The organism is Enterococcus innesii (genome assembly GCF_022846515.1).
GTDB lineage: Bacteria > Bacillota > Bacilli > Lactobacillales > Enterococcaceae > Enterococcus_D > Enterococcus_D innesii.
In genome coordinates this window covers 1,746,144-1,769,847 of sequence record NZ_AP025635.1, presented here as the reverse complement: position 1 = coordinate 1,769,847, position 23,704 = coordinate 1,746,144, and the positions used below count along the sequence as shown (strand labels likewise).

Sequence of the window (23,704 nt, the reverse complement as noted above, 5' to 3'; positions counted from 1 at the left end):
AATCAAATTAGCGTGATGGATATATTAGGAGGTAATCATGAAACAAATCGTTCTTGCGTTTTCCGTTTTTGGTGCTCGCGTATTTTTGTTGTCACATAAAGGTGCAGCTAGTCAAATTGAGAGAACTGACGAAATTAATTTTTCAGTTCAAAATAGAAGTTGAATATTTTTAGGGACAATACATTTAGGTGATAATGCAAGAAAGCAGGTCAACTAGTAGTGTTGGTCATCGAAACTTAATATATAAAAATGCCCTGAAAACATAATTATTTGGACGCTTTCTTTATCGAAACAACTCTTCATGTATAGGCTACGTACTTAGTTTCTATAACATTTTATGGTCTTCTAAATTGACTGCCGCCTGTTTAGATGAATGTATAAGGAATAAATTTGTTTATCATTTGAACAAGCTCTTCTGGTTTTTCTTTTTGACCAGTATTTATCCACTCTTGGAGGATGCCTAAAACAGCATTACTAAAAAAGATGACTAAATAATGTTTTTCACTTTCATTATTCAGAGGTAGATCGATATGTGGAATAATATTTTTTGTTGCGTTCTGTTGAAGCACCTTTTTCACTTGATCTTGGATGTCCGCAGATCCTTTATTTGAAATGAGTAGTGCTAACAATTGACCCTCGTTTAAAAAAAAGTAAAGTAATTTTATTAATGTTTCTTCCATTGAGCGTTTCTCTTTTACATTTTCCTCTATCAAACAGTTGACTTGTGTCATTAGCTCCAGCTGATATTTTTCTACTAAATCGTATTTATCCGTATAATGAAGATAGAAACCGCTGCGGCTGATTTCAGCTTTCTCGCATATATCCTTGACGGTCACTTGATGAAAATTTTTGTTTTTTAGCAACTCAGTCATTGCGCCTAAAATACGTTCTTTTGTTCGATAAAAACGAATATCTTTTTCTTTATTTTTCATGTATTCACCTCATAAATGATCATTTCTTATGATCTGTCTATTAACTATTTTTTTTGCTTGCTGATTTACCAAAATGAATTATACTACAAGAAGTATACGATAATAAACACCATGTCTATTAAAAAGGGGAATTGATTATGGGGCAAGTGATTGCTACAATGTCGAATGCGACAAAATCTTTTGATAAACAAAAGGTATTAGATAATATAAATCTTGAACTGCAATCTGGAAAAATTGTAGGGATAATAGGTCCAAGTGGAGCTGGGAAATCAACGGCTATCAAATGTTTAATGGGGATGGAGAAGTTAGACGAAGGATCTGTTGACATATTTCATATGAAGATGCCAAATCGAGAAATTTTAAAGAAAATTGGTTATATGGGACAAAGCGATGCACTCTATGGTGATTTATCTGGAAAAGAGAATTTAGTGTTTTTTGGCAGTTTGATGGGGTTAGCTGGCACAGCTCTTAATCGTGCTATTAAGAAGAATATGCAACTAGTCGATTTATTGGATTTTCTAGATAAGCCCGTAAAAACTTATTCTGGAGGCATGAAAAGACGCCTTTCTTTAGCGATTACATTTCTTTCTAATCCTGATCTACTGATATTAGATGAGCCAACAGTAGGTATTGATCCTAGCTTACGTGTAACTATTTGGGCGCAATTAAGAGAACTGGCAAATAATAATAAAGGAATTATCGTAACAACTCACGTTATGGATGAAGCCGAAAAGTGTGACTATGTTGGTCTTATTATTGAGGGGAAACTATTTGCTTTCGGTTCACCACAAGAGTTAAAAGACCAATTCAAAGTAACAAGCATTGAGGAAGTCTTTTTGAAAGCTGAGGTAAATGTAAAATGATTCGATTTAAAGCGATTGTGATACGTGTTCTCAAAGAATTGATTCGAGACAAACGCACGTTAGCATTAATGTTGATTGCACCGATTATTGTTTTAAGCTTAATGAATATTGTTTTTGATTCCAATTCTGAAACCCATGTGAAAATTGGTTTTGATCAGACGGTTCCTTCGACACTTGTTGATCAGTTTTCCTCAGATGAAGTAAAAGTGAAACAGTACACTACAAATAGTGACTATAAAGAGAAAATATTGAATGATAAGCTAGATGCATTCGTAACATTAGATCAGTCTACTTTTCGCATAACCTATGCCAATGATGAGCCAGCCAACACAGCTAAAATAAAAGGCCTTATTCAAAACGTCTTGACAGCAGACAAGGTCAAAGACCTCAGTTTGAATGTCCAAAAATTAGCAGCAGAAACCGGGCATAAAGTATCCATAGAAAACTTTTCTGTAGAAAACTCTTATATTTATGGTGGAGCAAACAGCTCCTTTTTTGACCAAATATTTCCTATTTTGATTGGTTTTTTTGTTTTTTTCTTTGTATTTTTAGTTTCTGGTATTGCCCTGCTGAGAGAACGTACCAGTGGTACATTGGAAAGATTGTTAGCGACGCCGGTCAAGCGAAGTGAAATTGTTTTGGGATATTTGGTAGGGTATGGAAGTTTTGCAATCATTCAGACCCTGATTATTATTTTTTTCTCCATTCATGTCCTAAATCTCCAAATTGTTGGGAGTCTATGGTGGGTTATTGTAACGAATATTTTGATTGCACTGACAGCACTAGTTATCGGGATCTTTGTTTCAACATTTGCTAGCTCAGAATTTCAAATGGTTCAATTTATTCCATTGGTTGTTGTTCCCCAAGTATTCTTTTCTGGACTGATTGCCTTAGATAGTATGGCTGACTGGGTAAGATATATATCCTATATATTTCCATTGAGCTATGCGGGAAATGCATTGACAAATATCATGATCAAAGGACAAGGCTGGAACGAAATCTCCTTTGACTTAGGCATATTAATGCTGTTTATCCTGGTATTTACTTTCTTAAATATTATCGGATTGAAGAGATATAGAAAAGTTTAAACAGCTTACTTGTCTCTGCAACTCTCTATTGATTTATGGAAAAGGGGCTATGACATAAGTTAACTAATTACACTCTCAAAAAAATGGAGCACTCGAAAAACGTGTGATTTTTCGAGTGCTCTTGTTTTTTCAATTTTAGTAGTTCAAGGGCTTGTTTTTTGTCAATTTCATCATGTTGATTGTCGTAATGAGAAAGCCTGACTGTTTTCTGACTTTTCCTATTCCTTGAACCATGTATCAAATGAAACCAAACAAGCCTTCATAAATTCGAAGCCTGTTACTACGTTGTTCTTTCTATGTCCATATATTTCTTGAATTTCAGGAGTAGCTATACATTCTCTTTTTCTTAATGATGCTTCTAAGACAGATTTAAAGGAATCGTTCAAAGATCCCCCTTTGGTGGGATAACTTCAGGAATGAGTTCTTAGTCTGGAGCTTTTTTTTGCTTGGTATTCTTTAAAATTTCGGACAAATCCCGCCGTATCGATTCGTTGACAGTAGGCATGGAAATGGAATCGTATCCTTTTGAAATCGATGGAATAGTTTTTTGATGAGCAAACCCAAATCAATACTTTACGACCATCTGTCTGTGATTTCTCACTTTGTTCTTTAAACATCCTCCTATAAGAAACAAGTCCGGTATGCTGGGGATGTTTGTCTTCTCAATAACGACAATTCTTTTCTGAACCGTAGCTAGCATCGGTGCAAAATATGTTGCTCAAATGACCTATCAAAAAGGAGTATTGATGACGAAACAGTTGCAAAAGTGTTCATAAAATAATAATTCTTAAACTTGATGCAATGTAACAAACAGTACGAAAAACGATGATATCAGGAGAAAGTGATAGTATCTGAAGTTGTTATAGGACTTAAATTATTCGTAGATTCACCTAAACACAAATATCGATCCAAGACGTTCAAATCACTTATTTGAGCGTCTTTTTTTCGTGAAGTGAAAGAGAATTTCAAAATATGTAGGGATCACGACATATTTTGATTTAACTCTTCTTTCTGAACTTGTTATAGTTTGAACTGTCGAAAGACAATATTCGTTTTCTTAAAAACCGTCGTTTTTGGGAATAAACAAAAAAAGACACCCAAGAAATATTGAATGTCCTATAAAGTCTATTAAATTAGGTTTTATCAAAATGCTGGTGAAATAAAATACTCTTATCTAGAAAACGACGAAATTTGAGACAAACATTCAGGAGGAGGGAAATGAGAAAGCGTGTAAAACTCGGGTTCTTGTTACCATTATTGGCCACATTCTTGTGTATTCTATCCCCCATAGATGCACAAGGAAAAGAGGTTCAAGAGGTAGAAACAGAAGGTTCTATCCAGTTTACTGGATTCTATGAGCCAATCGGAACACCAGAACCCACGCCACCCGATGGTAGTGAAAAACCACCGAGTGGGGGGGTAAACAGACCTGATGGGTCTTTGCCGAAAACCAATATGATTGGTGAAACTTACCTTTATTGGATGGGAATCGGCATATTGTTCTTTGTGATCCTCTTTTGGAAACGAAGAAAACAGAAAGAAAGTAACACTGAAGGACAATTTAAAACCAAAAACAAACAGAAAGTAGGAATTATTACATGAAATTGATACGTTTAGCAACAGTCGCAGCATTAACAACAACGATCTTAGCAGGAGGCGCAGCTAGTGCGTTTGCTGATGAAGTTCGGGATGTGTCTAGTACTGGCCAAATTGAGTTTACACCAAGTGATAACGAAGAGCTAGAAGTTCTGCCACCAGAAGAAGGACCAGATGTTGAAATCCAACCCGAGGTACCAGGAACTACAGGGCCTTTGTCAATCGTGAAAGTTGCTCACATGGATTTTGGTTCACAAGTAATCTCTAACCAAGACCAAACATATAACATGGTGGCAGAAATGCAACCACTAAGAGAAACCGGTGAATTAGTTCCTTACGTCAGCTTCGCCCAAGTACAAGATGTCCGTGGGAACAACGCTGGATGGAATCTACAAGTAAGTATGTCTGAATTTACTTCAAACACTCAAAACAACACTTTGACAGGTGCAGAAATTGAATTTGTTGACTCACGTATCCAATACGAAGGAATTAATCAAGACAATGCGCCAGGTAACCACGCTGCTGGCTTAGTATTAAGCCCAAATAATTCTGCAGTATCAGTAATGACAGCTGATTCAGGCAAAGGTGCCGGTGCGTCTTCTGTTGTCTGGGGTGATCAAGCAGATTTGAATGCCCAGTTTGCAGATGAAAACGTCGAAGTTGTAGAAAACGACATGATCCGTTTATCTGTCCCAGGATCAACCGCGAAAGATGCGACAACCTATACTTCTATCTTAAGTTGGGAATTGACTTCAACACCAGGTTCAGATGTTGGACCAGGACCAGAGCCGGCGATGTAACCGCACAATTAACAGATTACAGCCCAATAGTTCATATTGGGCTGTTTTTAGAAAGGACCAAATCGTGAAAAAAACAATATTGAGCAGAATGAATCGGATGGCGACACTCTTAGTACTTGCGACAAGCATGATTGCCCTGTTTCCTTTGAAAGGTTTCGCGGAGGATGAGACCTTAAATTTTTACGTCACACCGGAATTTCCAGAAAGCCAAATCGAGGGTTCTGAAAGTTACTTTGACGTGAATCTTTCTCCTAATACGAATGAAACGTTGGCATTAACATTGCAAAATACGACTGATGAAGCCGTTAAGATTGCGATCACACCTCATACCGCTTATACCAATGTCAATGGCGTAGTAGAGTACGGGAAAAATGCAGAAGAAGTGGATCCTTCTCTCGTTCATTCATTAGATGAGCTGATTGAAACGCCGGACACTGTAGAACTGGCAGGAAAAGAAACCAAAACAGTGACTCTTCAGCTGAAGATGCCGGAGGAAGCTTTTGAAGGATTTTTAGCCGGTGGGTTGCGAATCTCAGAAGTGAAGGAAGACACTGAGGAAGAAGAAGCTGAAGGTGAAGGGCTTGCGATCAAGAATGAATTTGCTTATGTCGTAGGGGTTATTGTAAGCAATTCACGAGACGCTGTTCAACCAGATCTTGCGCTTTTAGATGTCTTTCCTGATCAGTTGAACTACCGCAATGTAATCAGTGCCACCCTTCAAAATTTTACGCCGACGTTTGTCAATCGACTGGAAGTAGAAGCGAGTGTGAAACGTAAAGGCGAGGACGAAGTCCTCTATGAAGCCAGTAAAGAACAAATGCAGATGGCACCTAACTCTCACTTCAATTTTCCAATCTCATTGAATGGCGATCGTTTCCGTAGCGGTGATTACGTATTAGAAATGACCGCAAGATCAGGTGAAGAGGAATGGAGCTGGACAGAGGAGTTCACGATTAGAGCCGATGAAGCTCGTTCTTTAAACAGAGACGACGTGACGATTGATTCTAGCCCGAATTGGCTGCTTATTGGAGGGGCACTATTTATTGTCTGCCTCTTAGCAGTAATCGCGTATTTGATCCTTCAAAACAAAAAGAACCAAACGAGTCTAGGCAAAAAGGAGTGATACTTTGAAAGGAAAGCTACAAAAAAGTTGGGTGCTAAGCAGTCTTGTTTTAATGGGGCTAACGACTACGTTGCCTTCGGTTAATATGGTGCTTGCGGAAACAGTCAATGAGACTCAAAACACAGAAACGCAAGACGTGACCATGCCCTATGACAACTTGTTAGAAGAGCCGACGACTGATTCTTCTGACACGCAACAAGAACCCACTGTAGAAGAACAACCGACATTTTCCCTTGAAAAAGAACAAATGATTGGGACGATAGGAGAGACAACGGAAGTTGTGATTCTGGTGGATCGCCCAACGAAGCAAGTACAAGTCACGATCCCGCAAGAGATCACCATTCAGAGAGAAGAACTGTCAGAAGGACTTGAAGTTACGCAAATGACCGAAGAGGAATGGTCATTTACGGCAGAAGAAAGTACGGAGTTCAGGATCCCTGTAACTTCTGAGACCGTTGGAGTGTTCACAATTCGGACTGAAAATAATATTGATGGCACAATAGATTTTTTAGAAGAATCAACTAGTGAGCGTAATAGAGGAAAAACTGAAAATAATTTAGATGATTCAGATCAAATGAAACGATCTCAGGACCTGGAAGAAAATAATTATGAGTTTGATGAAGATGCAGAAGTTGGCATTCAAAACGTGAGTAATTGGGTAGAATTTATTCAAGCAATAGCAGATGTTTCAATTACAACAATCAATATTACATCAGATTTTGAGACCCCAGATAACCCACGACAAAATTTGACGAGTATTACCGGTGGAGCAACTACAAATGTCACTGCAACTGAGCGATTTGTTTATATGAATGTTAGAAATATTTCGCGTACACTTGTTGTCGAAGGAAATGGACACGAGATAGACTTCCGATCAATAACATTATGTTTTTATGATTTAACGGCAACGACAGCAAACCCATGGAATATCACGCTCAAAGATTTAACAATCTATCATGGTAATTGGTATGGACCGTTAACGTTTAATGATTTAGGGACGACTAATCAGAATGCAAGTGCTATTACCTATCACAACATCACAAATTATGGAAATCAATTAATCCATTCACCAAGAAGTAGTGTAAGAATTTCTGGTAAGACTAGCAGCAAACAGATGAGAGAATATACTTCTTCTTTTCGAACCTGGCGAATCAACGCAACAGATCAGACAAATATCTATGCTTCAAACTTAACGATTTTAGAGGATTCTGAAGTAGAATTAGAGACAATCAGTGCAGGAAATTTGGATTTAGGAGAGGTACAGACAACAAACAATCAGTTTAAAATGGAGAAAAACACTACCCTTCTAGCAACATCAAATGGTAGTGGAGGAGAAGCTGAGGGAATTCCACTTTTAGTTCGTAGGGGAAGTGTTGAAATTGCAGAAGGAGCTAGCGCTACACTAATACCTCAATCTTCACGATCTGCAATTTCTTTGAGAACCTCTAATGCAATGTTAAAAATAAGTGAGAATGCTTCCTTATCTATTGATTCTCGTGGAACAAAAGCCAACGCTAATGGTTCAATTTATAATGTTATCTGGATGGCTGCAGGCACAAGCCTTATTGTTGAAAATAGTGGAGAATTGAATATTCAAGCAACAAATATGGCTTCTTCTCCTTCGAATATCATTCATGTAGCGGGAAACGCTCAGTTTTCAGTCGGGAAAGATGCTGTTCTAGATATAAAAAGCGATAGTACTTCCATTAATCAGAATCTTATCTATTTTGCCTCAGCGGGTTCCAGATTTACGTTTTCTGATGCAAAAAGAGTCAATCTAGAACGCACTAGTGCAATATCCGGAACTTCGATGGACAATGGATTAGTACGAATAGAAGGCAGTACAGGCTTGCTAGATGTTGATGTTCAATCAGTCAAGCAGTGGAATAGAGGTAATTTTGAAGAGCAGCCTACTTTTTCGTGGACCCCTATTTTTAATTTAAATCTTCGTTATACAACATTTACACCAAGAATTATGAATGTTTCTTCCATTAAACAAGAGATAGTTGAGACTTTTTCTGCAAACTTTACCACTCGTAATGTACAGCGAGTTTTATTTGAAAGAATACCAGATGTCGAAGTTACCATCAATCCGCTCACCGGAGACCCGAGTCAAACAAACTCGTATCGAATCACGGGGACGGCAACACCGAAGAGTTTAGTACGTTTTTCTGGGGATCCTGCAATTCCGGAAGGAACGTTAGATTCTCCTAATACTTCAGATGATAAAGCATTTCATGTGATGGCAGACGACAATGGAACATATCAATATGATTTACCAGCTGGAGTTAGGTTTACGAGTGGCAATGAAGTTATCGCTTACGCATTTCTAGATGGTAAAACAGATACTGCTTCGACAATTGTTGAAGAATATACGCCAACCTTTCCAGTTCCACCGGTTGATCCGCTTGAACCAGAGCTTGAAGTTTCCCCTGAAAATAAACCTGAAATTCCAGAAGATCAGGGGCTCTTGAGTATTGATTTTGTTTCCCAATTTAATTTCTGTACTCAATCAATCTCCTCTACGGATAAAACTTATTACGCACAACCTCAACGTCTCTTGAATGAAGAAGGTGAGGTTATTGCAGATGAGGGACGTCCTAACTATGTTCAAATTAGTGATCGACGCTCTGATGCAAATAGAGTTGGCTGGGAGATCTCTGTTATTCAAAATACTCAGTTTACAAATGATAATGGGGATGAATTAGCAGGTGCCCAACTTCGATTTATGAATCAGCAACTAGCTACAGCTCAAGGAGGTTCTAAGCCTTCAATTCGAACGCCTGAAGAAGTAATTTTGATACCAGAACAGAAGCAAATTCTACTTACAGCAGACGAAGAGACAGGAACTGGTACTTGGATTTATCGATTTGGGGATAAAGAGAGTTCGGATAAAAGTGTAGCATTAGATGTCCCTCATTCATCTAACCCAACAGCTAGTGTTTACCAGACAAAATTGATTTGGGAATTGAGTAGTGTTCCAGAAAATAAGTAAGTTTAACAAATGGTTCTAGCTGAAAAGAAAAAGTAGTGCTAGATCGTATAATCAATAGTTTTACGATTCTAGCATTACTTGCTGTTATCTAAGGAGGATTATTTTTGAAACAATCAAGAAAATGGCTTGCCCTTGTGTTGATTTGTAGTCAATTTTTGACCACAGTGCCGGTTTCAGCGGTTGTTGTGACCAACAGTGAAGAGTTGGAAGAACAAGCGCAAATGACACCTGATGATCAGGAAACACAACCAGAAGAACGACCTGAAGACCAGCCTTTAGAAGAAGTGAATCCACCGATTGAAGAGGAACCTGTACTACCAGAGGTTCCTGAAGAAACACCAGAGGAACCTACACCAGTGCCGAAACCGGAAGATCCGACACCGTTTGAGCCGCCAAAAGAAGAAGTGAAACCAGCACCAACACCACAGCCGGATCAATCAACGAATCAGGAATCAACGCCGGAGACCGTGCAGCCAGCACCCGTTGAAAATTTACCAGAGCTAACAGAAAGCACGCCAGCTGAAGCCAATCAATCGACAACCATTGCGATCACTCCTGTCAAGGAAACGTGGGAGTTCATTAAAGAGATTGGTGAAGAGGCGCGGAAAATCGGTTTAGAAGAAGACCTCTACGGATCGGTTATGATCGCCCAGGCGATTCTCGAATCTGCCAGCGGTCAAAGTAAGCTCAGCCAAGCCCCTTACCATAACCTCTTCGGGATCAAAGGGACTTATGAAGGAAAAGGGGTTATCTTCAAAACGCAAGAAGACGACGGATCAGGAAATCTGTACACGATCGATGCAACGTTCCGACAATACGAAGATTACGAAGCTACCTTCAACGATTATGCGAAGCTGTTAAAAGAGGGGGTAGCGCATGATAGCGACTTTTATAAAGGAACCTGGAAATCAGAGACGGAATCCTATGAAGACGCAACGGAATTTTTAACCGGCCGATATGCGACGGATACACAATATGGCGAGAAGTTAAACGCCCTAATTGAAGCCTACGCATTGACTAGCTATGATAAAGAAAAAGCTGAGTTGCCAGAAGGCACTGACGAAATGATCCACCCGGTCATGAATCCCGTTGTTTCTTCTACTTTTGGTCCACGAGGAGATGGCTTTCACCGCGGTGTTGATTTTGCGGCACCACTAGGAACACCAATTCTCGCAAGTCTTGCAGGAACTGTGATTCGTTCTGAATACCATAATTCCTGGGGGAATTATGTGGCGATCGAGCATGAGAATGGGCTAACCACACTTTATGCGCATAATAATCAAAATCTGGTCACCGTTGGTCAAACAGTCGCTCAAGGAGAAATCATTGCATCGATGGGGAGTACTGGAAACAGCACTGGACCCCACTTGCATTTTGAAGTGAGTTTATCGTCAAGCTTGGCGCAGGATCAATTGATCGATCCACTGAGTGTTTTACCAAGCAATCAATAAAGAAAAGAGGTGAAAGCATGTTAGCAGAATCTATTCATAACCCTGAAGAGTATTTGGCTTATTCCAAGCAATTGCTAGAAGGATCAGGGTTCTTAGATAATTATCCAAAAATCGCAATTTATTATGAGGAGTTATGTACACAATTTGAGAACGTATATAACGATCCCCAACAAAACCCCTTCTTGCAGTGGGGGAAATTATTGAGCATTGATGCCCAAATACAGATTTTGATGGAATTAGCAGAAATTACCCAAAAAGATATTATCAGTGACTTTGGTATGACAGAAGAGGAGATTATCCGAATGACCCGTCAGGACAAAGATTCCTTTTATCGAGAAATCACTGGTGGAAATTTACACCAACAACCAAGATGGGGCTTGATTTATTTGGGTGAAGAATATGAAAAAGGATCCTTACACGATGTGTAGTGATCCTTTTTTGCTAAAGGGTGGGGATAATGATGAAGAAAGTTTGTTTGATCGTCCTTGGTGGGATCATTGCTTTTGCGTTTCTTCTTTGCATACCAATTGTTGATGCCCAAGATACTATATTGGATGGCGAAGCACCTGGGAAAGTGATGGCAGACCCTGCTATCGATGGGAGCCCACAATCAGAGGATTCCCTATTCAAAGAAGAGAAGAATTTGGAATTGGATGATGAAGTACGAAAAGATGACTCCGAGGAAGAAGAATTTGTTTCTCAAGATACAGGAATCTGGGGGAACGTTCCTTGGGAATGGGAGGAAGAAACGGCTACCTTAACATTGCAGGGCGGCAGTGCTGGAACGGTTGCGACAGCTCCATGGAAAACATACCTTGCTGTACAAAAAATCATTGTTGAAGACAACATCATTTTACAAAGCAATGCTGCAAATCTCTTTTCCAATTTAACGAGTCTGACGTACGTAGATGCATTGTCTTTTGACACGAGCCAGGTAACTACGATGGATTTCCTGTTCGCTAATTGTACGTCTTTATCCATTCTCAATTTGAACGGTTGGGATACAAAGAATGTACGTACTGTGAACAGGACCTTTCATAATATGACTGACTTAGTGGAACTGGATCTTTCAAGTTGGAATACGACGAATCTTGCTAGTGTGTCTACGAACTCTTGGTTTATCTTTGAAGCGAGAAACTTAAGAATTATACACTTGGGAGAAAATACGACTTTTTTACATATGGGATCCAGCAGCCCACGTTTTCCTAGTGAAGTGCCTTCAAATGAATATACAGGAAACTGGGTGCATACAAAAGATCAGTTCGGCAATCAAGTGGGGGAAAGAGTAGTGGCGCCTCGAAGCTCCTTATTGTCTGCCTTTTATGATGGATCACAGCCGGGAACCTATGTCTTAGAAAAATGGCAGACGATTACAATCAACCCCATCGATCAAAAAGGCAATTTTCTGACTGAAAAACAAACGATCCGAGGGGGTTATTTAGAAGACTATTCGATTATTCCTCCGTCTGTGTTAGGTTGGCATTTTGATTATTCAGATTGGCCACTTCAAGGAAGATTTACAGGAGATACAACGGAAGTGAATCTTTTCTATCGCTTGAATGAGACATCAATCTTGGATCCAATCAATCCAGAGGTAGAAATAACCCCAGAGTTAATGCCAAAGCTTCCAAAAGAAACACAAAGTTTTCGTATTGATTTCGTCCCAACCATTCTATTCGGCACACAAAAAATAACGATTTATGAACAAGAACATTATGCAGGTGCGCTAAAAATTAATGGATCGAATGAGGAGCGACCAAATTTTGTTCAGGTAAGTAATTTTGATCGAACGATCACTTCTTGGACACTATCTGTTCGGCAAGAGTCTCAATTCCAGACAAGCGAGGGTGATCTTTTATTAGGGGCCTCTTTGAGCTTTAAAAATGCAGAATTAATCAGTATTCACGATCAAAAGGTGCCAACCGATCATCTAACCCAAGTTACCCTCGTTCCTGAAGAAACGAGTCTCCTTTTTAAAACAACATCTGAGGAAGGCGCTGGAACCTGGATCTATCGTTTCGGAGATACAGAAACGATGTCTGAAAGCATAAAACTGACTGTTCCAGGAAGTACGATGCCCAATTCTAAAGAATACAAGACAGCGATCATTTGGACGATCAGTGCAATTCCCTAAGAAACAAATAAGCTATCGGGGATAAATAAAACAAGAATCCTGCCAGTATGGGTAGGATCCTTGTTTTATTACTATTGGAAAGGCGCTAGCCTTTGAGATCAGTTAAAGGGTTCAAGGAGAAGTCTTTTAAAATTTGAGGATTAATTCGTTCAAGCAGATGATTCCAATCGTCGATCGTCGGAATGGATTGGAACAAAATATACTCCATGTCTTTTTCTAAGTAGGATACATAGTCTGCGTAGTTGGTTACGAAAATATCAATCTGGTTCTGGTAAAAAAAGTGGTTGTCCATTTGCTCGATCGTTGGGAAAAATATCTGATGGTACCCTCGAAAGTAGCGAAGGGCTTTTGCTTTCACACTGCGGCAGACAAAGGAGGAGCCCTCCAGTAGGAAAGCAATACGTTTGGGATTTTGAACATAGCTGTCACGAATCGCTTCAATTGTTAAGAGAAGACTCGCAGTAATATCCTCGATGTATGTATCTTCTACTTTTAAATCCCTCAGATTGGCTTCTAGAAAAGAGTGAATACGCGTATAACAATCTGGATATGAGTGACGAGCAAATGCATTTACTTCAGTAATATTTTTATTCATGATTGGTGTGAGTTGATCAAGATATTTTACCGAAGTTAAAAAAGATTCAATTAATGTTGTCGTGGGAAAACGAGGATCGGCTAAAATCGGATCATAATAAGCTACGAACTTTCTGGCTAGTTCAGTTATAGTTGACCAATGGTTAAACTGTTGGCAAAATAGCTCTTCCTTTGCTGGAGCGTCGATCGTTCTCTTACAAATGGCATACAGATACAAACCGAGAAGCTCGCTATCAGGTACGACGAAGCCATACCTCTTTTGGATCTTAGGCTTAAGTGATAAAAGAAACTGGTAAGTGTCGTCTTTTTCCCAATCCATGCCTTCAATATTAGGGACGGGCATATACTTTCCCTGAGAACTTCGGTAAACCATGATATAAAATTGATAATAGAAGTCCGTCGGCAAAATATCTGTTCCCATAGATGGCTGATAGCGATTTTCTTCTAAATAATACATGAGTTCATTGACTTCTACAGATGGTTTTAGGGTGAAAGGGGAGATCTCGTCGGCTTCATAATAAAAATCTTTGAGAAACTTTCGAATATTTCCTTCTTCCCCAATCAGATCGACTGGATTTATTGAAAATTGTAGTTGGTACGGTTCCAGTGCTTCAGATACGCGCAGGAGATGTCTGCGCATGGAGCTTTCAGAAAGGAAAAAGTGGTCGGCCCATTCTTCATAAGAAAGCAGCTTTCCGCTCAGTATGCTCTCTATCACAACGAAAAGCGGTTCTTGAGAAATGAGTTCTCGCTTAGCTTCTGCATAGCCATTTGGATTGAGTAATTGAAACTGATAACCAGTATGGGTACTCTCTATTTCTAAACACCCGTCAAAATGTAGGCGTATATTCTTGATATCGACCAAAAGTGTTCGCTCATTTATTTCAGTTGCTTCCGACAGATCTCGTAATAAATAATCCGATTTTCCTTCAAACGCTGATAAGATTTTTAGGAAGCGGATGGTCCGTTTATCCAATATAAAATTCAAGTGTAAAGCTCTCATAGTTCTTCTCCTTGGTAAGTGTCTAACGATAGTTTCTATTTATTCAAATGGTAACACAATTAATGAAAAACATTTACATTCAGCTTCTGAAATGGGGAAGAAAGATACAGTAGCGCTATTTCTAACGGTTTAATAGGAATTTTTGAAACTTACGATTTTAAATTGCAAGAGCTGATGCAATTCACATGTTTGTTTTTATGGAGCTAAGAGAGGTTCGCACTCTGAAAGTTTTGAATGGTCTTCAACGATTTAGAGGAAAGAGCGTCGTCTCTAATAGAAAGTTTTAGAGCAGACGTACAAGATTTGGTGATTCTTTTTAAAAAGATTCAAAATGAGCACCCTATAACCAGCGAAATACTTTAGAGGTTGCTAAAATGTTTAAAAAGGAGAGATAGGATGCATGCATGGGAAGCAATTGATCAATCAGTGAACTACATTGAATCGCATATTTCGGAAGAGTTGGACACAAAGCAGTTAGCGGAACAGGTGTATCTCTCAACATTTTATTTTCAAAGGTTATTTAAACGTTTGGTTCATAAGTCGGTAAAAGAGTATATTAAGCTACGACGATTAGCCATTGCGATTGATTTACTTAATAACACAGACTGGAAAATCATAGAAATCGCTAACCATTTAGGCGTTTCGGATCATTCAAATTTTACTCGCATGTTCAAAGAGACCTATCACTTGACTCCTGAAGAGTACCGAGAAAAAAGACCGCGAATGAACATGATTCGACGGCCAAACCTTGCTTTAAACTATCTTTTGGTCGATGAGAAGGTGCCGCTGATCATAAACGGAATTGTCTTGGAGATTGAAAAAAGACAACTCACGGAAGAACGGTATGTGGGAATCGAGGGGATGGTCTCAGTTGATCAGCAACTGCCTATCGGGCAACAAACTGGCATCGATCAGCCTGGTGAACTATGGCAGAGATTTTATCAAGAAAAACCGCTACTTAAGGGGATCGTTGATGAAGTCATGGAAGCTGGTATTTCTTTTGCAGCAAGTCATTCTCAAACGCATTTTGGTTATTTTGTCGGCGGAAAAGAATTAGAGCGGGCAATAGTCCTGCCTACAGGTTGGGTCATAAAACATGTTCCTTCTGGCTATTATCTTGTGTGCAAAATCGAGGCAGAGACGAAAGAAATGCTAGTAACGAATGCTTTGAATGAAGCATATAGGTATTTGTTTGATGTCTGGCTTCCAAAACATGAAATAAAGGTGGAGGCTTTTTCAGTCGAAAGATACCAGGAAATAGCATCCATCCCTACAATGGAATTGTGCTTAAAAATAAAAAATAGCAGGTGTGGACAATAAGAAAGGATCGGGAGGAAACGATGCATACACATACGAGTGAGCGGTTGATCTATCGGCCCTATGAGACGAAAGATCTGGAGGCATTAATCAAATTGTGCAACGAGAAAACCTATCGCAGATGGTTTTATTTCCTGCCAAAACTTAATGAAAAAAGAGCAAAAGCACAAATCGAAAGAAATTGGAACCTGTGGCATGACGTGATTGATATGACAAAAGATCAATATGCTTTTGCGATAGAAGAAAAATGTTCAGGTGATCTAATAGGGTCTGTAGAAGTTTCCAAATACCATGGTAAAAAAAAGCTTAAGCATTTTGAAGTCGGTTATTACATTGGCGAATCCTATCAAAACAAAGGCTATGCCACAGAAGCAGTGAATCACGTCATAAAGTGGGCGGAGCCGTATCTAAAAGAAAAGCAAGAAGAGCTGCGCGTTTTTGGAAAAGTTGAGCATAAAAATATTGCTTCTTTAAGAGTGCTAGAAAAAGCCGGTTTTAAACTGGTGCGAAAAACAATATTGTGTCGAATTTATGAAAGATGGATAGATTGATCTAGTTTTTACTTAGAATGACGATAGATTGGGAATAGGTTTTTAAGAAAAATCTGCTTTCGGGTAAAGATACTCGAAAGCAAATCTAAGTTCAGTTAATGCTCTAAAATCAAGTGATATAAAAGTCCTTTTCACCAAGGATTATTCTTGAGTATATTGAATATGCCCCAGTCCCAACTGTAGGAGCGTGGCGAAGTTCCCATAGAGTTCAAGAAAATCGCTTAATGGATAAATTCAGATCAAAGCAGATAGTCAAAACGTTTCTTTCCCAATTCAAGCGATTTAGTTTAGACTATTTAGAAAAAAATCATTTCGATCTTGTTGTCTTGAATACAGAAGATTACTTTGATCAATTTAGTTGAATGATTGAAACGCTAGTATTAACAGCTATTCCAGATGTATCTGATTGGAAGCGATTGTTAAAGAAAATCAATCTTAAAATAACTCATTATTTACTATTCCATGAAATAGCTGATCAGAAAGATTATTGATCAGTTATTTCTTTTTTTGCATCTAGGCGTGCAGATGTTGAGGCGTAGAGTTTTAAAATATTTGATACTATTATCACAAGTTCAAAAAGGGGTGATTATATGTGCAATTATTAAAGAGGAAATGTATTTGGTTTTGTTTGTTAGCATTGTGGATTTTTGTCCCAACTGTTTCTGCCCAAACGGTTCAATCGAATAGTTCGATTACCTTTCAAAATATCATTCAAGACGAAATACAGCCGGAACCACCAAAAGGAGATCAGGCAGACATTCAAGAAATCCCCTCATATAAGAAGCCAGGAAGGTTTCCCCAGTTAATGGCTATAAGAGAAACACATAATGTCTTTTTAGGAGGCATTTTGTTGATCGTGTTTGTCCTATTAAAGAAAAGGAAAGAAGGAAAAAGAAGTGAAAAAGAAGTATTTAGCAATCGGATTACTTAGCAGCCTATTGTTTGGAAATGTTGTTACAGCTTCAGCCGAACAAATAACAAGAAATGCAGAAACAGAAGGAGAAGTAACTCTTTCGATAATTGATGATGTTGATACGGTTGATCCAGATCCAGACCCAGGTCCTGGAATTATCATTCCCCCAGTACAAACCGGGGAATTTTCCATAACCTACGTGCCCACTTTAAATTTTGGGATCCACGACAATGTTAACTCAACAGGTTTATTAAAATTTGAGGCCCAGGCAGAATCCTTTGAAGTGAATGACGATTCTGGGGAAGAAGTTTTGCGTCCACATTTCGCTCAAATTCGTGATACTCGTGATGTATCAACAGGATGGACATTGAGAGTTGAACAAGTAACACCATTTATCAATGATAATAATGTGCAATTGAATGGTGCATCCATTACGTTTAGTAACCCAAGACTTTCTCAAGCTTGGGATTCCGAGGTTGCTATTCACTCAAATCCTGTCACTATTTCGGCGGAACATGGCAGCCAAATTCTTATGGGTGCAGAAGTGCTTAATGGACGTGGATGGAATTCGATTACCTGGGGAACGTTAAATGGTGAGGTGAATCCGAATATTGTTTTAGAAATTCCAGGGGAACGAGCAAACGGCCAATTCACAAGTGAATTGAATTGGAGTCTAAGCAATGTCCCTTCTTCGCTGGCCCCTGTTATTTAAGAACAACGAAAAACGTATTGGCAGAATATTGTTGGTCTCTTTTATATGAATGAGATCAACAATATTTGTAAGAAGATTATTTCGTTGAAATATGAGGAGAAGAAAATGAAGAAATTCATAGTTTTAATAGCGATATTTTCTTTAATCAGTCATTCATCCCCATTGCTAACTTTTGCTCAAACAGTATCTATAGACGAAGTCTATGAGGAAACTAGCGATTCTTTTATGGAAGATAGCGTTGAGGAAAGTAGTGATCATAGTGAGGAAGATGAAATACAATCAAGCGATAAAGTGGCAAGAGATGACGAGGTTTCTCCCAGTGATAGTGGTAGGGACACTTCAGAAAGCAAACAAGAAGAGAATGTGGTTTCTTCTGAAAACCGCTCTTCCACAGGTCAGTTGATCACTGGCGTATGGGGGACAGTTCCATGGTCCTATGATTTAGTATCGTCAACCATGATTCTCAGGGGCGGAGAGGGGGCGACCGGACTAGCGCCTTGGAAAACCTATACTGATGTTGAACAGATAGTTCTTGAAGATCGAGTCATCCTGGGTAGTAGTGCTGTAAGCTTGTTCAGTGGATTAACTCAATTGAAAAATATACAAGGGATTGAAAAGTTTGATACTGCTAAGGTAACAAATATGAACTCAATGTTTCAAGGAGCAAGTAGTATAACAGAATTAGATTTGAGTCAATGGGATATGTCCAATGTTACCAGTACTACCACAATGTTTGCTGAAATGTCCAATTTAAAAAAACTAGATATAAGTTCATGGCATCGCAGTATCCAGGTTATTAACATGTTTAGAGCGACATCTTTCGAGCAACTCACTTTAGGTACCGGAACAAGAATTAACGGTACCTGGTTATCCAATATACCGGTAACGGAAACCTATACGGGGCGTTGGGTACTTCAAGATAGTTTGGCTAGTTCAACTAATTTTGTTTCATTTGCTAGTTCAACTGCATTTATGTCTGGGTATAATGGTGCGAATCCTGGCGTATATGTCTGGGAAGAAACAATTGATCTTGAAGCACAAGTAAGTCCCCAAACAATCCTTCTAGGAGAGGGAACCCAAGACATAGATTTAGGCAGTGCGATTCATACGGTAACGGCAGATGGTGTCTTGTTGTCTTCAGGGGAGTACGATGTTACTTACATTGACTCATCCTCCTATCTTTATATAGGCGATCGATTTAAAGATGTGACCATTACATATCGAACGGTGCATACGTTATCTGTCCGTATTCCCATTTCCGTTCGTTGGGGCAACACAATACGTTTACGTGGAACATGGGCGAATAACTTCGAGGAGTGGCGAACAATAGCCGCTTTTACACATCACGTTGGAGAATTGGGCCCTGAATTGTCACTATCGCCAGGACGCGGTGGGACAAATCCAACTACACCAATGATCCAACAGTTGCCAAATCAAGAGTTTGCTTCCCTTCATGCATACTCAGGCTCCGCCACTATTCTTGTAAACCAAGGCCAACATTTTTTTGACTTTACGTTGTCTACTCAGCAAACACCTGCCGAAGCACAACAAGATTTTGAAAATGCGGTGGGAGAAAATGGACGTCTACAGTTATCGGTTGGTGATATCGTCAGCGCGACGCACTTGTTTTCATCAGGAGAGGAATTTGATGGCGCCTTAGCTGGCTTCTCTAATCTAGAATGGAATGTACTTATGCAAGATGAAGCAGAAGAAAATGTAGGCACAGATCACACGAATCATAAAAATAGTGCATTTTATGAAGTGACAGCAACTAACCTAAGACCGTTAGTGATCAATCAGTTGAAGCCGTTGCTGAACAATGAGGTTTGGCAATATATTTCTGAAGAGGAGTTATTGGTAGTAGCAGAAAGTTTTTTTGATTTTGACATTGCTGAAGGGTACGTTTCCATAGCGGAGATCATTGAAATGCCTGATACGAATCAGCCAGGAGATTCATCCATGGTTGTTCGAGTGCAAGAAAAGTTATCCTCTGGGCAATACGCTCAAATGGATTACACCGTTCCAGTAACAATAAGGCCGTTACAAGTCTCACCTAAAGATCCAGAGAATCCTCAAGAAGAATTGCATCCAGAGGTGATGCCAGAACTGCCAGAAAATCAAGGATTTTTAAGCATTGATTTTGTTCCTACGATTCAGTTTGGGGATCAAGAAATATCGTATTTTGCACCGGAAACACTATACGCCGAACCATTAAGAACAACAGCAAATGAAACACGTGCAAATTTTGTGCAAGTTTCTGATAGACGTGGAAGAAATCAAAGTGATGGGTGGCGCTTATCTGTGAAACAACGAGAACAGTTTAAGAATAGCGAAACAGGGCATGTTTTAGCTGGCGCTTCTTTGCAGTTTCATCATATTCAAGCAATAGCAGCGTCCGGTCAAGAAAATCAGCCTACCCATTCAGAACAACTCTCGCTCCTTCCGGGTGTTTCATCTACTGTCGCTCAGGCACAAGCAGGATCGGGATTAGAAACGTGGTTATTTGCCTTTGGTACAACAGACCAAGCGGCTGAGAGTGTTGTACTGCACTTAGAGTCCGAACAGGAACGTCAAACTGGAACATATGAAACCACCTTGGAGTGGATTCTTCAATCGGTCCCTGATAATGTCATTCAATGATAGAAATCAACTGGATGCGTACTTCATAAGATGTTCAAACAGCCTAACATCCAATAGGAAATCATTTTGGTTGTTAGGCTATTTTTCTGTTTGGCCATTTGCGAGGATTACAAGCAAGAGGAATCTGGCGGTACTGCTCCTCATTAGTAATCATGATGGTCAGTTTGGTCATCGTCGCATGCACAAATCGAGCGTATATGATTCATGAATTTTGCTATGCTGGGTAGGAATTAGGCACTAATGGTAGTAACAAAAGAAATGAAGGCAATCCCCGTGGAATATAGAGAGGAAGATCGTTATGAATAAAATACTATTTGACAGTAAGAAAACTATGATGTACATAGTGGTAATTTTTATATTGACCCTGTTTTTTGGCCCAGTTGCTTTTGCTGATCAATCTGCTGGTTTTTCAGTTAGACCGATTCTGAGTGAAAATCAAGTGAATTCTGAGGTAGGCTATTTTGATCTGAATCTTGAGCCTGGAGAAAGCCAGACGTTATCTTTGGAGTTACGAAATATGTCTGATGAAGAGATCAACTTATCAATATCCGTACATACAGCTTTTACAAATGTGAGTGGTGTAGTGGAATATGGTAGTGACGCCGATGTCCCAGATGACACCCTACCATTTTTTTTGGCTGATTATATTCAAGGAGATGGCAAGATTACTCTTAGTGAAGGGGAGACGAAACAAGTAGATCTCTTATTAACCTTACCAGAAGATAAACCATTTGAAGGTGTTCTAGCAGCAGGAATTCGCGTGGAAGAAATCAAAGATAGTGAGCATTTGTCAGAAGAATCAATGGCTATTGAGAACACACTGTCTTATGTTATGGGCCTCGTTGTATCGAATAAGCGGGAGCAACTTTCTCCCGAGCTAGATCTCTTAGCTGTCTATGCGGATCAATTAAACTTTAGAAATGTGTTCAGTGCTCAGATCCAGAATCAATCGGGGACGTTTGTTAATCAGTTAGAGGTTAGTGCCTCAATTTATAATGAAGATCAAACAGAACGCCTCTATTCCACAGAGGCATCGGGAATGCAAATGGCGCCGCACTCCAATTTTGCCTTTCCAATTTCTTTGAATGGGGAGTCATTTGTTCCAGGTACTTATGTTCTTCATCTACAAGCAAATTCTGGAGAACTGGAATGGGAGTGGACGAGATCATTTGTGGTAGATGATCAGACATCTAAGACATTTAATCGACAAGATATAACTATTCCTAGCCAAACTAATTACTGGTTATTAGTCTCGATTTTTCTTGTTATACTATTACTCTTAGTGATTCTTATAAGGAAAAGAAAGTAACCTCAGAAGATTGCATAGTGATAGGAGGCCAAAATAAGTGGATTCTCTAGCAACAAAACTAATACTTAATGCACATAGTAAACGATCGTTACAGTTGCTTATGTTACTTGAAGTTAATTCAGATTTGACCTTAAGCGAAATCTCTCAAAAAACAAATTTAAGTAAGCGAACGATTCAAGCTGATCTTAATGATTTGAGATATTTGTTTGGAAATGCGATCGACTTAAACGGATCTTTGTCGGGAATGCGAATGACCATCCATGATTACGAATGCTATTATGCTAAAAAAAAACTATTTTTTGATCAAGAGCCACTGATTAGAATGGTAACGTCATTTTTTTCTAAGAAAAAAATGACGTTACCAGAGTGGGGGGCAGAACTGAATTTTTCTCTATCAACCCTTAATCGGATGCTCACTACATTGCGTGACGAACTGGCAGAGTACCATATTGAACTGAATACTTCTCCATTATCGATCAGAGGAGAAGAAGTGATGATTCGAAAATTTTACTGGGATCTTTTCTGTGAGTCTACGTATTTCGAATTTGACGATTCATCTGAGTTGTCTAACAAAATTGGTCAGTTATTTCCCGATATTTCTTTGAAAAAAGTGAAAAAAATTATTCATCTTACTTACCAAAGGATGGGAGAAGGAGAGCTGTCTTTTCCCGTTCATGTGCGGGAATTTTTAACAAATAGTTATTTATATAAAGAAATACTAGCAACCCTTTGTCAAATGAGCCGATTTAAGAGGGTGCCTTATGACAAACTTGAAGATGAAGCGTTTTTTATTTGTATAATGGTTTACGCGCATTGTGACTTTCGTGGCAAAACCAACGTACCATTGACTAATCTATCCCAAACAGCAGCCAATGTTGCCGATGGATTATATGAGATTTTGAGAGAACGTTTTTTGTATCTAGGCATTGATTGCGATATTCATGAAGTGTATGATTTTTTATCACGACAATATGCAAAAGTATTACTAGACCCTATTTATATTAAGAATGATTGTGTTACGAATAAATTTGCTCAATCGCTAGATTCAGATTTATTCGACTACTTAAAAAATTATTTGAACAGTTTGAAAGAATCAAATTATTTTACGGGTGCGTGGGTTTCTGATTTTTGTGCGTCGTTGATTGTTTATTTGTATCTAAACAAAAAAATTGGTCGCACGCATGAGATTCTTGTTATTCTTTCGAACGGATCATTAATAGATGAAACTGTAGCAATTCTTTTGGAGAGATTTTTCTATCGAAGATTAACGATTGTATATGAAGACACTGACTTAGAAAAAAAAATCAAAGGGTTTAAAGGGCACTTACTAATAACGAATATCATTCCTTTTGAATATCAGGTACACACAAAGACGAAACTTGTTTATTTGCCACGAATTTCTAAAGTTACTGATATTGGACTCTTTTTTCAATCGATCCTTGAAGATGAACTCTCATTTAGTCATTCACAAATGATGTGTGACTAATCTTCCCTAGGTTTCTTTGTAGTTGTAAATGTCTATATGTATATGATAGCTACCTGAGTAGTTTATGTAAGATCCTGATGCTCGATTTATACAGATGATTTTGAATGATACGAGTAACGAATAGAGAATAGACAAGAATGACGGCAATGAAAAGAATAAAATATAATAAGTGGTTTGGCTGCACCGAATATACCATG

19 protein-coding genes are annotated in these 23,704 nt (G+C 38.8%); 17 read left to right on the top strand and 2 right to left on the bottom strand.

Going from position 1 to position 23,704, the window contains the following annotated elements:
• Window positions 1-37: 37 nt before the first annotated feature.
• The gene (locus tag ENLAB_RS16885) at window positions 38-163 is read left to right on the top strand and encodes a hypothetical protein (protein WP_279612811.1); all 126 of its coding nucleotides are present in this window, start codon (window positions 38-40) and stop codon (window positions 161-163) included.
• Between the two features lie 202 nt (window positions 164-365).
• Here ENLAB_RS16885 and ENLAB_RS08295 read toward each other — a convergent pair whose 3' ends face one another.
• Window positions 366-932 (bottom strand): TetR/AcrR family transcriptional regulator, encoded by a 567-nt coding sequence (locus ENLAB_RS08295; protein WP_244350671.1) that lies wholly within the window; start codon window positions 930-932, stop codon window positions 366-368.
• A 137-nt stretch (window positions 933-1,069) separates the two neighbouring features.
• On the opposite strand from ENLAB_RS08295, the gene ENLAB_RS08290 reads away from it, so the two are divergent.
• The 9 genes from ENLAB_RS08290 (at window position 1,070) to ENLAB_RS08250 (ending at window position 12,982) form a co-directional block, all read left to right on the top strand.
• On the top strand, window positions 1,070-1,795 hold the full coding sequence (locus tag ENLAB_RS08290; protein WP_244350669.1) for an ABC transporter ATP-binding protein: 726 nt from the start codon (window positions 1,070-1,072) through the stop codon (window positions 1,793-1,795).
• Window positions 1,792-2,883, top strand: a complete 1,092-nt coding sequence (locus ENLAB_RS08285) for an ABC transporter permease (protein ID WP_244350667.1) — start codon at window positions 1,792-1,794, stop codon at window positions 2,881-2,883. Before ENLAB_RS08290 ends, ENLAB_RS08285 begins: the two co-directional genes overlap by 4 nt.
• A 1,218-nt stretch (window positions 2,884-4,101) precedes the next feature.
• Window positions 4,102-4,485, top strand: a complete 384-nt coding sequence (locus ENLAB_RS08280) for an LPXTG cell wall anchor domain-containing protein (protein ID WP_244350665.1) — start codon at window positions 4,102-4,104, stop codon at window positions 4,483-4,485.
• Complete coding sequence (locus ENLAB_RS08275) at window positions 4,482-5,279, top strand: WxL domain-containing protein (RefSeq protein ID WP_244350664.1); 798 nt, start codon at window positions 4,482-4,484, stop codon at window positions 5,277-5,279. The genes ENLAB_RS08280 and ENLAB_RS08275 overlap by 4 nt, the downstream gene beginning before the upstream one ends.
• A gap of 64 nt (window positions 5,280-5,343) precedes the next feature.
• Window positions 5,344-6,402, top strand: a complete 1,059-nt coding sequence (locus ENLAB_RS08270) for a WxLIP family cell surface protein (protein WP_439711687.1) — start codon at window positions 5,344-5,346, stop codon at window positions 6,400-6,402.
• A gap of 4 nt (window positions 6,403-6,406) precedes the next feature.
• On the top strand, window positions 6,407-9,397 hold the full coding sequence (locus ENLAB_RS08265; protein WP_244350663.1) for a WxL domain-containing protein: 2,991 nt from the start codon (window positions 6,407-6,409) through the stop codon (window positions 9,395-9,397).
• A gap of 104 nt (window positions 9,398-9,501) precedes the next feature.
• Window positions 9,502-10,848, top strand: a complete 1,347-nt coding sequence (locus tag ENLAB_RS08260; RefSeq protein WP_244350662.1) for a peptidoglycan DD-metalloendopeptidase family protein — start codon at window positions 9,502-9,504, stop codon at window positions 10,846-10,848.
• A gap of 17 nt (window positions 10,849-10,865) precedes the next feature.
• Window positions 10,866-11,276, top strand: a complete 411-nt coding sequence (locus tag ENLAB_RS08255; RefSeq protein ID WP_244350661.1) for a DUF7006 family protein — start codon at window positions 10,866-10,868, stop codon at window positions 11,274-11,276.
• A gap of 32 nt (window positions 11,277-11,308) precedes the next feature.
• Window positions 11,309-12,982, top strand: a complete 1,674-nt coding sequence (locus ENLAB_RS08250) for a WxL domain-containing protein (RefSeq protein ID WP_244353401.1) — start codon at window positions 11,309-11,311, stop codon at window positions 12,980-12,982.
• Window positions 12,983-13,067: 85 nt separating this feature from the next.
• Here ENLAB_RS08250 and ENLAB_RS08245 read toward each other — a convergent pair whose 3' ends face one another.
• A complete protein-coding gene (locus ENLAB_RS08245; RefSeq protein ID WP_500861598.1) occupies window positions 13,068-14,579 on the bottom strand; it encodes an AcpB/EbpR/MafR family transcriptional regulator in 1,512 nt (503 codons plus the stop codon).
• A 396-nt stretch (window positions 14,580-14,975) separates the two neighbouring features.
• On the opposite strand from ENLAB_RS08245, the gene ENLAB_RS08240 reads away from it, so the two are divergent.
• From ENLAB_RS08240 to ENLAB_RS08210, 7 genes are all read left to right on the top strand, one after another.
• On the top strand, window positions 14,976-15,899 hold the full coding sequence (locus tag ENLAB_RS08240; RefSeq protein WP_244353397.1) for an AraC family transcriptional regulator: 924 nt from the start codon (window positions 14,976-14,978) through the stop codon (window positions 15,897-15,899).
• A gap of 20 nt (window positions 15,900-15,919) precedes the next feature.
• The gene (locus ENLAB_RS08235; protein ID WP_244353396.1) at window positions 15,920-16,447 is read left to right on the top strand and encodes a GNAT family N-acetyltransferase; all 528 of its coding nucleotides are present in this window, start codon (window positions 15,920-15,922) and stop codon (window positions 16,445-16,447) included.
• 592 nt (window positions 16,448-17,039) lie between these two features.
• On the top strand, window positions 17,040-17,378 hold the full coding sequence (locus tag ENLAB_RS08230) for a hypothetical protein (RefSeq protein WP_244353395.1): 339 nt from the start codon (window positions 17,040-17,042) through the stop codon (window positions 17,376-17,378).
• Window positions 17,344-18,072, top strand: coding sequence for a WxL domain-containing protein (locus ENLAB_RS08225; RefSeq protein ID WP_144808238.1), 729 nt, complete (start codon window positions 17,344-17,346; stop codon window positions 18,070-18,072). The genes ENLAB_RS08230 and ENLAB_RS08225 overlap by 35 nt, the downstream gene beginning before the upstream one ends.
• A 105-nt stretch (window positions 18,073-18,177) precedes the next feature.
• Window positions 18,178-20,712: a WxL domain-containing protein gene (locus tag ENLAB_RS08220; RefSeq protein WP_244353394.1), complete on the top strand. Its 2,535-nt coding sequence runs from the start codon at window positions 18,178-18,180 to the stop codon at window positions 20,710-20,712.
• A gap of 298 nt (window positions 20,713-21,010) precedes the next feature.
• On the top strand, window positions 21,011-22,021 hold the full coding sequence (locus tag ENLAB_RS08215) for a WxLIP family cell surface protein (RefSeq protein WP_244353393.1): 1,011 nt from the start codon (window positions 21,011-21,013) through the stop codon (window positions 22,019-22,021).
• Between the two features lie 37 nt (window positions 22,022-22,058).
• Window positions 22,059-23,507, top strand: coding sequence for a helix-turn-helix domain-containing protein (locus ENLAB_RS08210; protein WP_244353392.1), 1,449 nt, complete (start codon window positions 22,059-22,061; stop codon window positions 23,505-23,507).
• Window positions 23,508-23,704 lie beyond the last annotated feature (197 nt).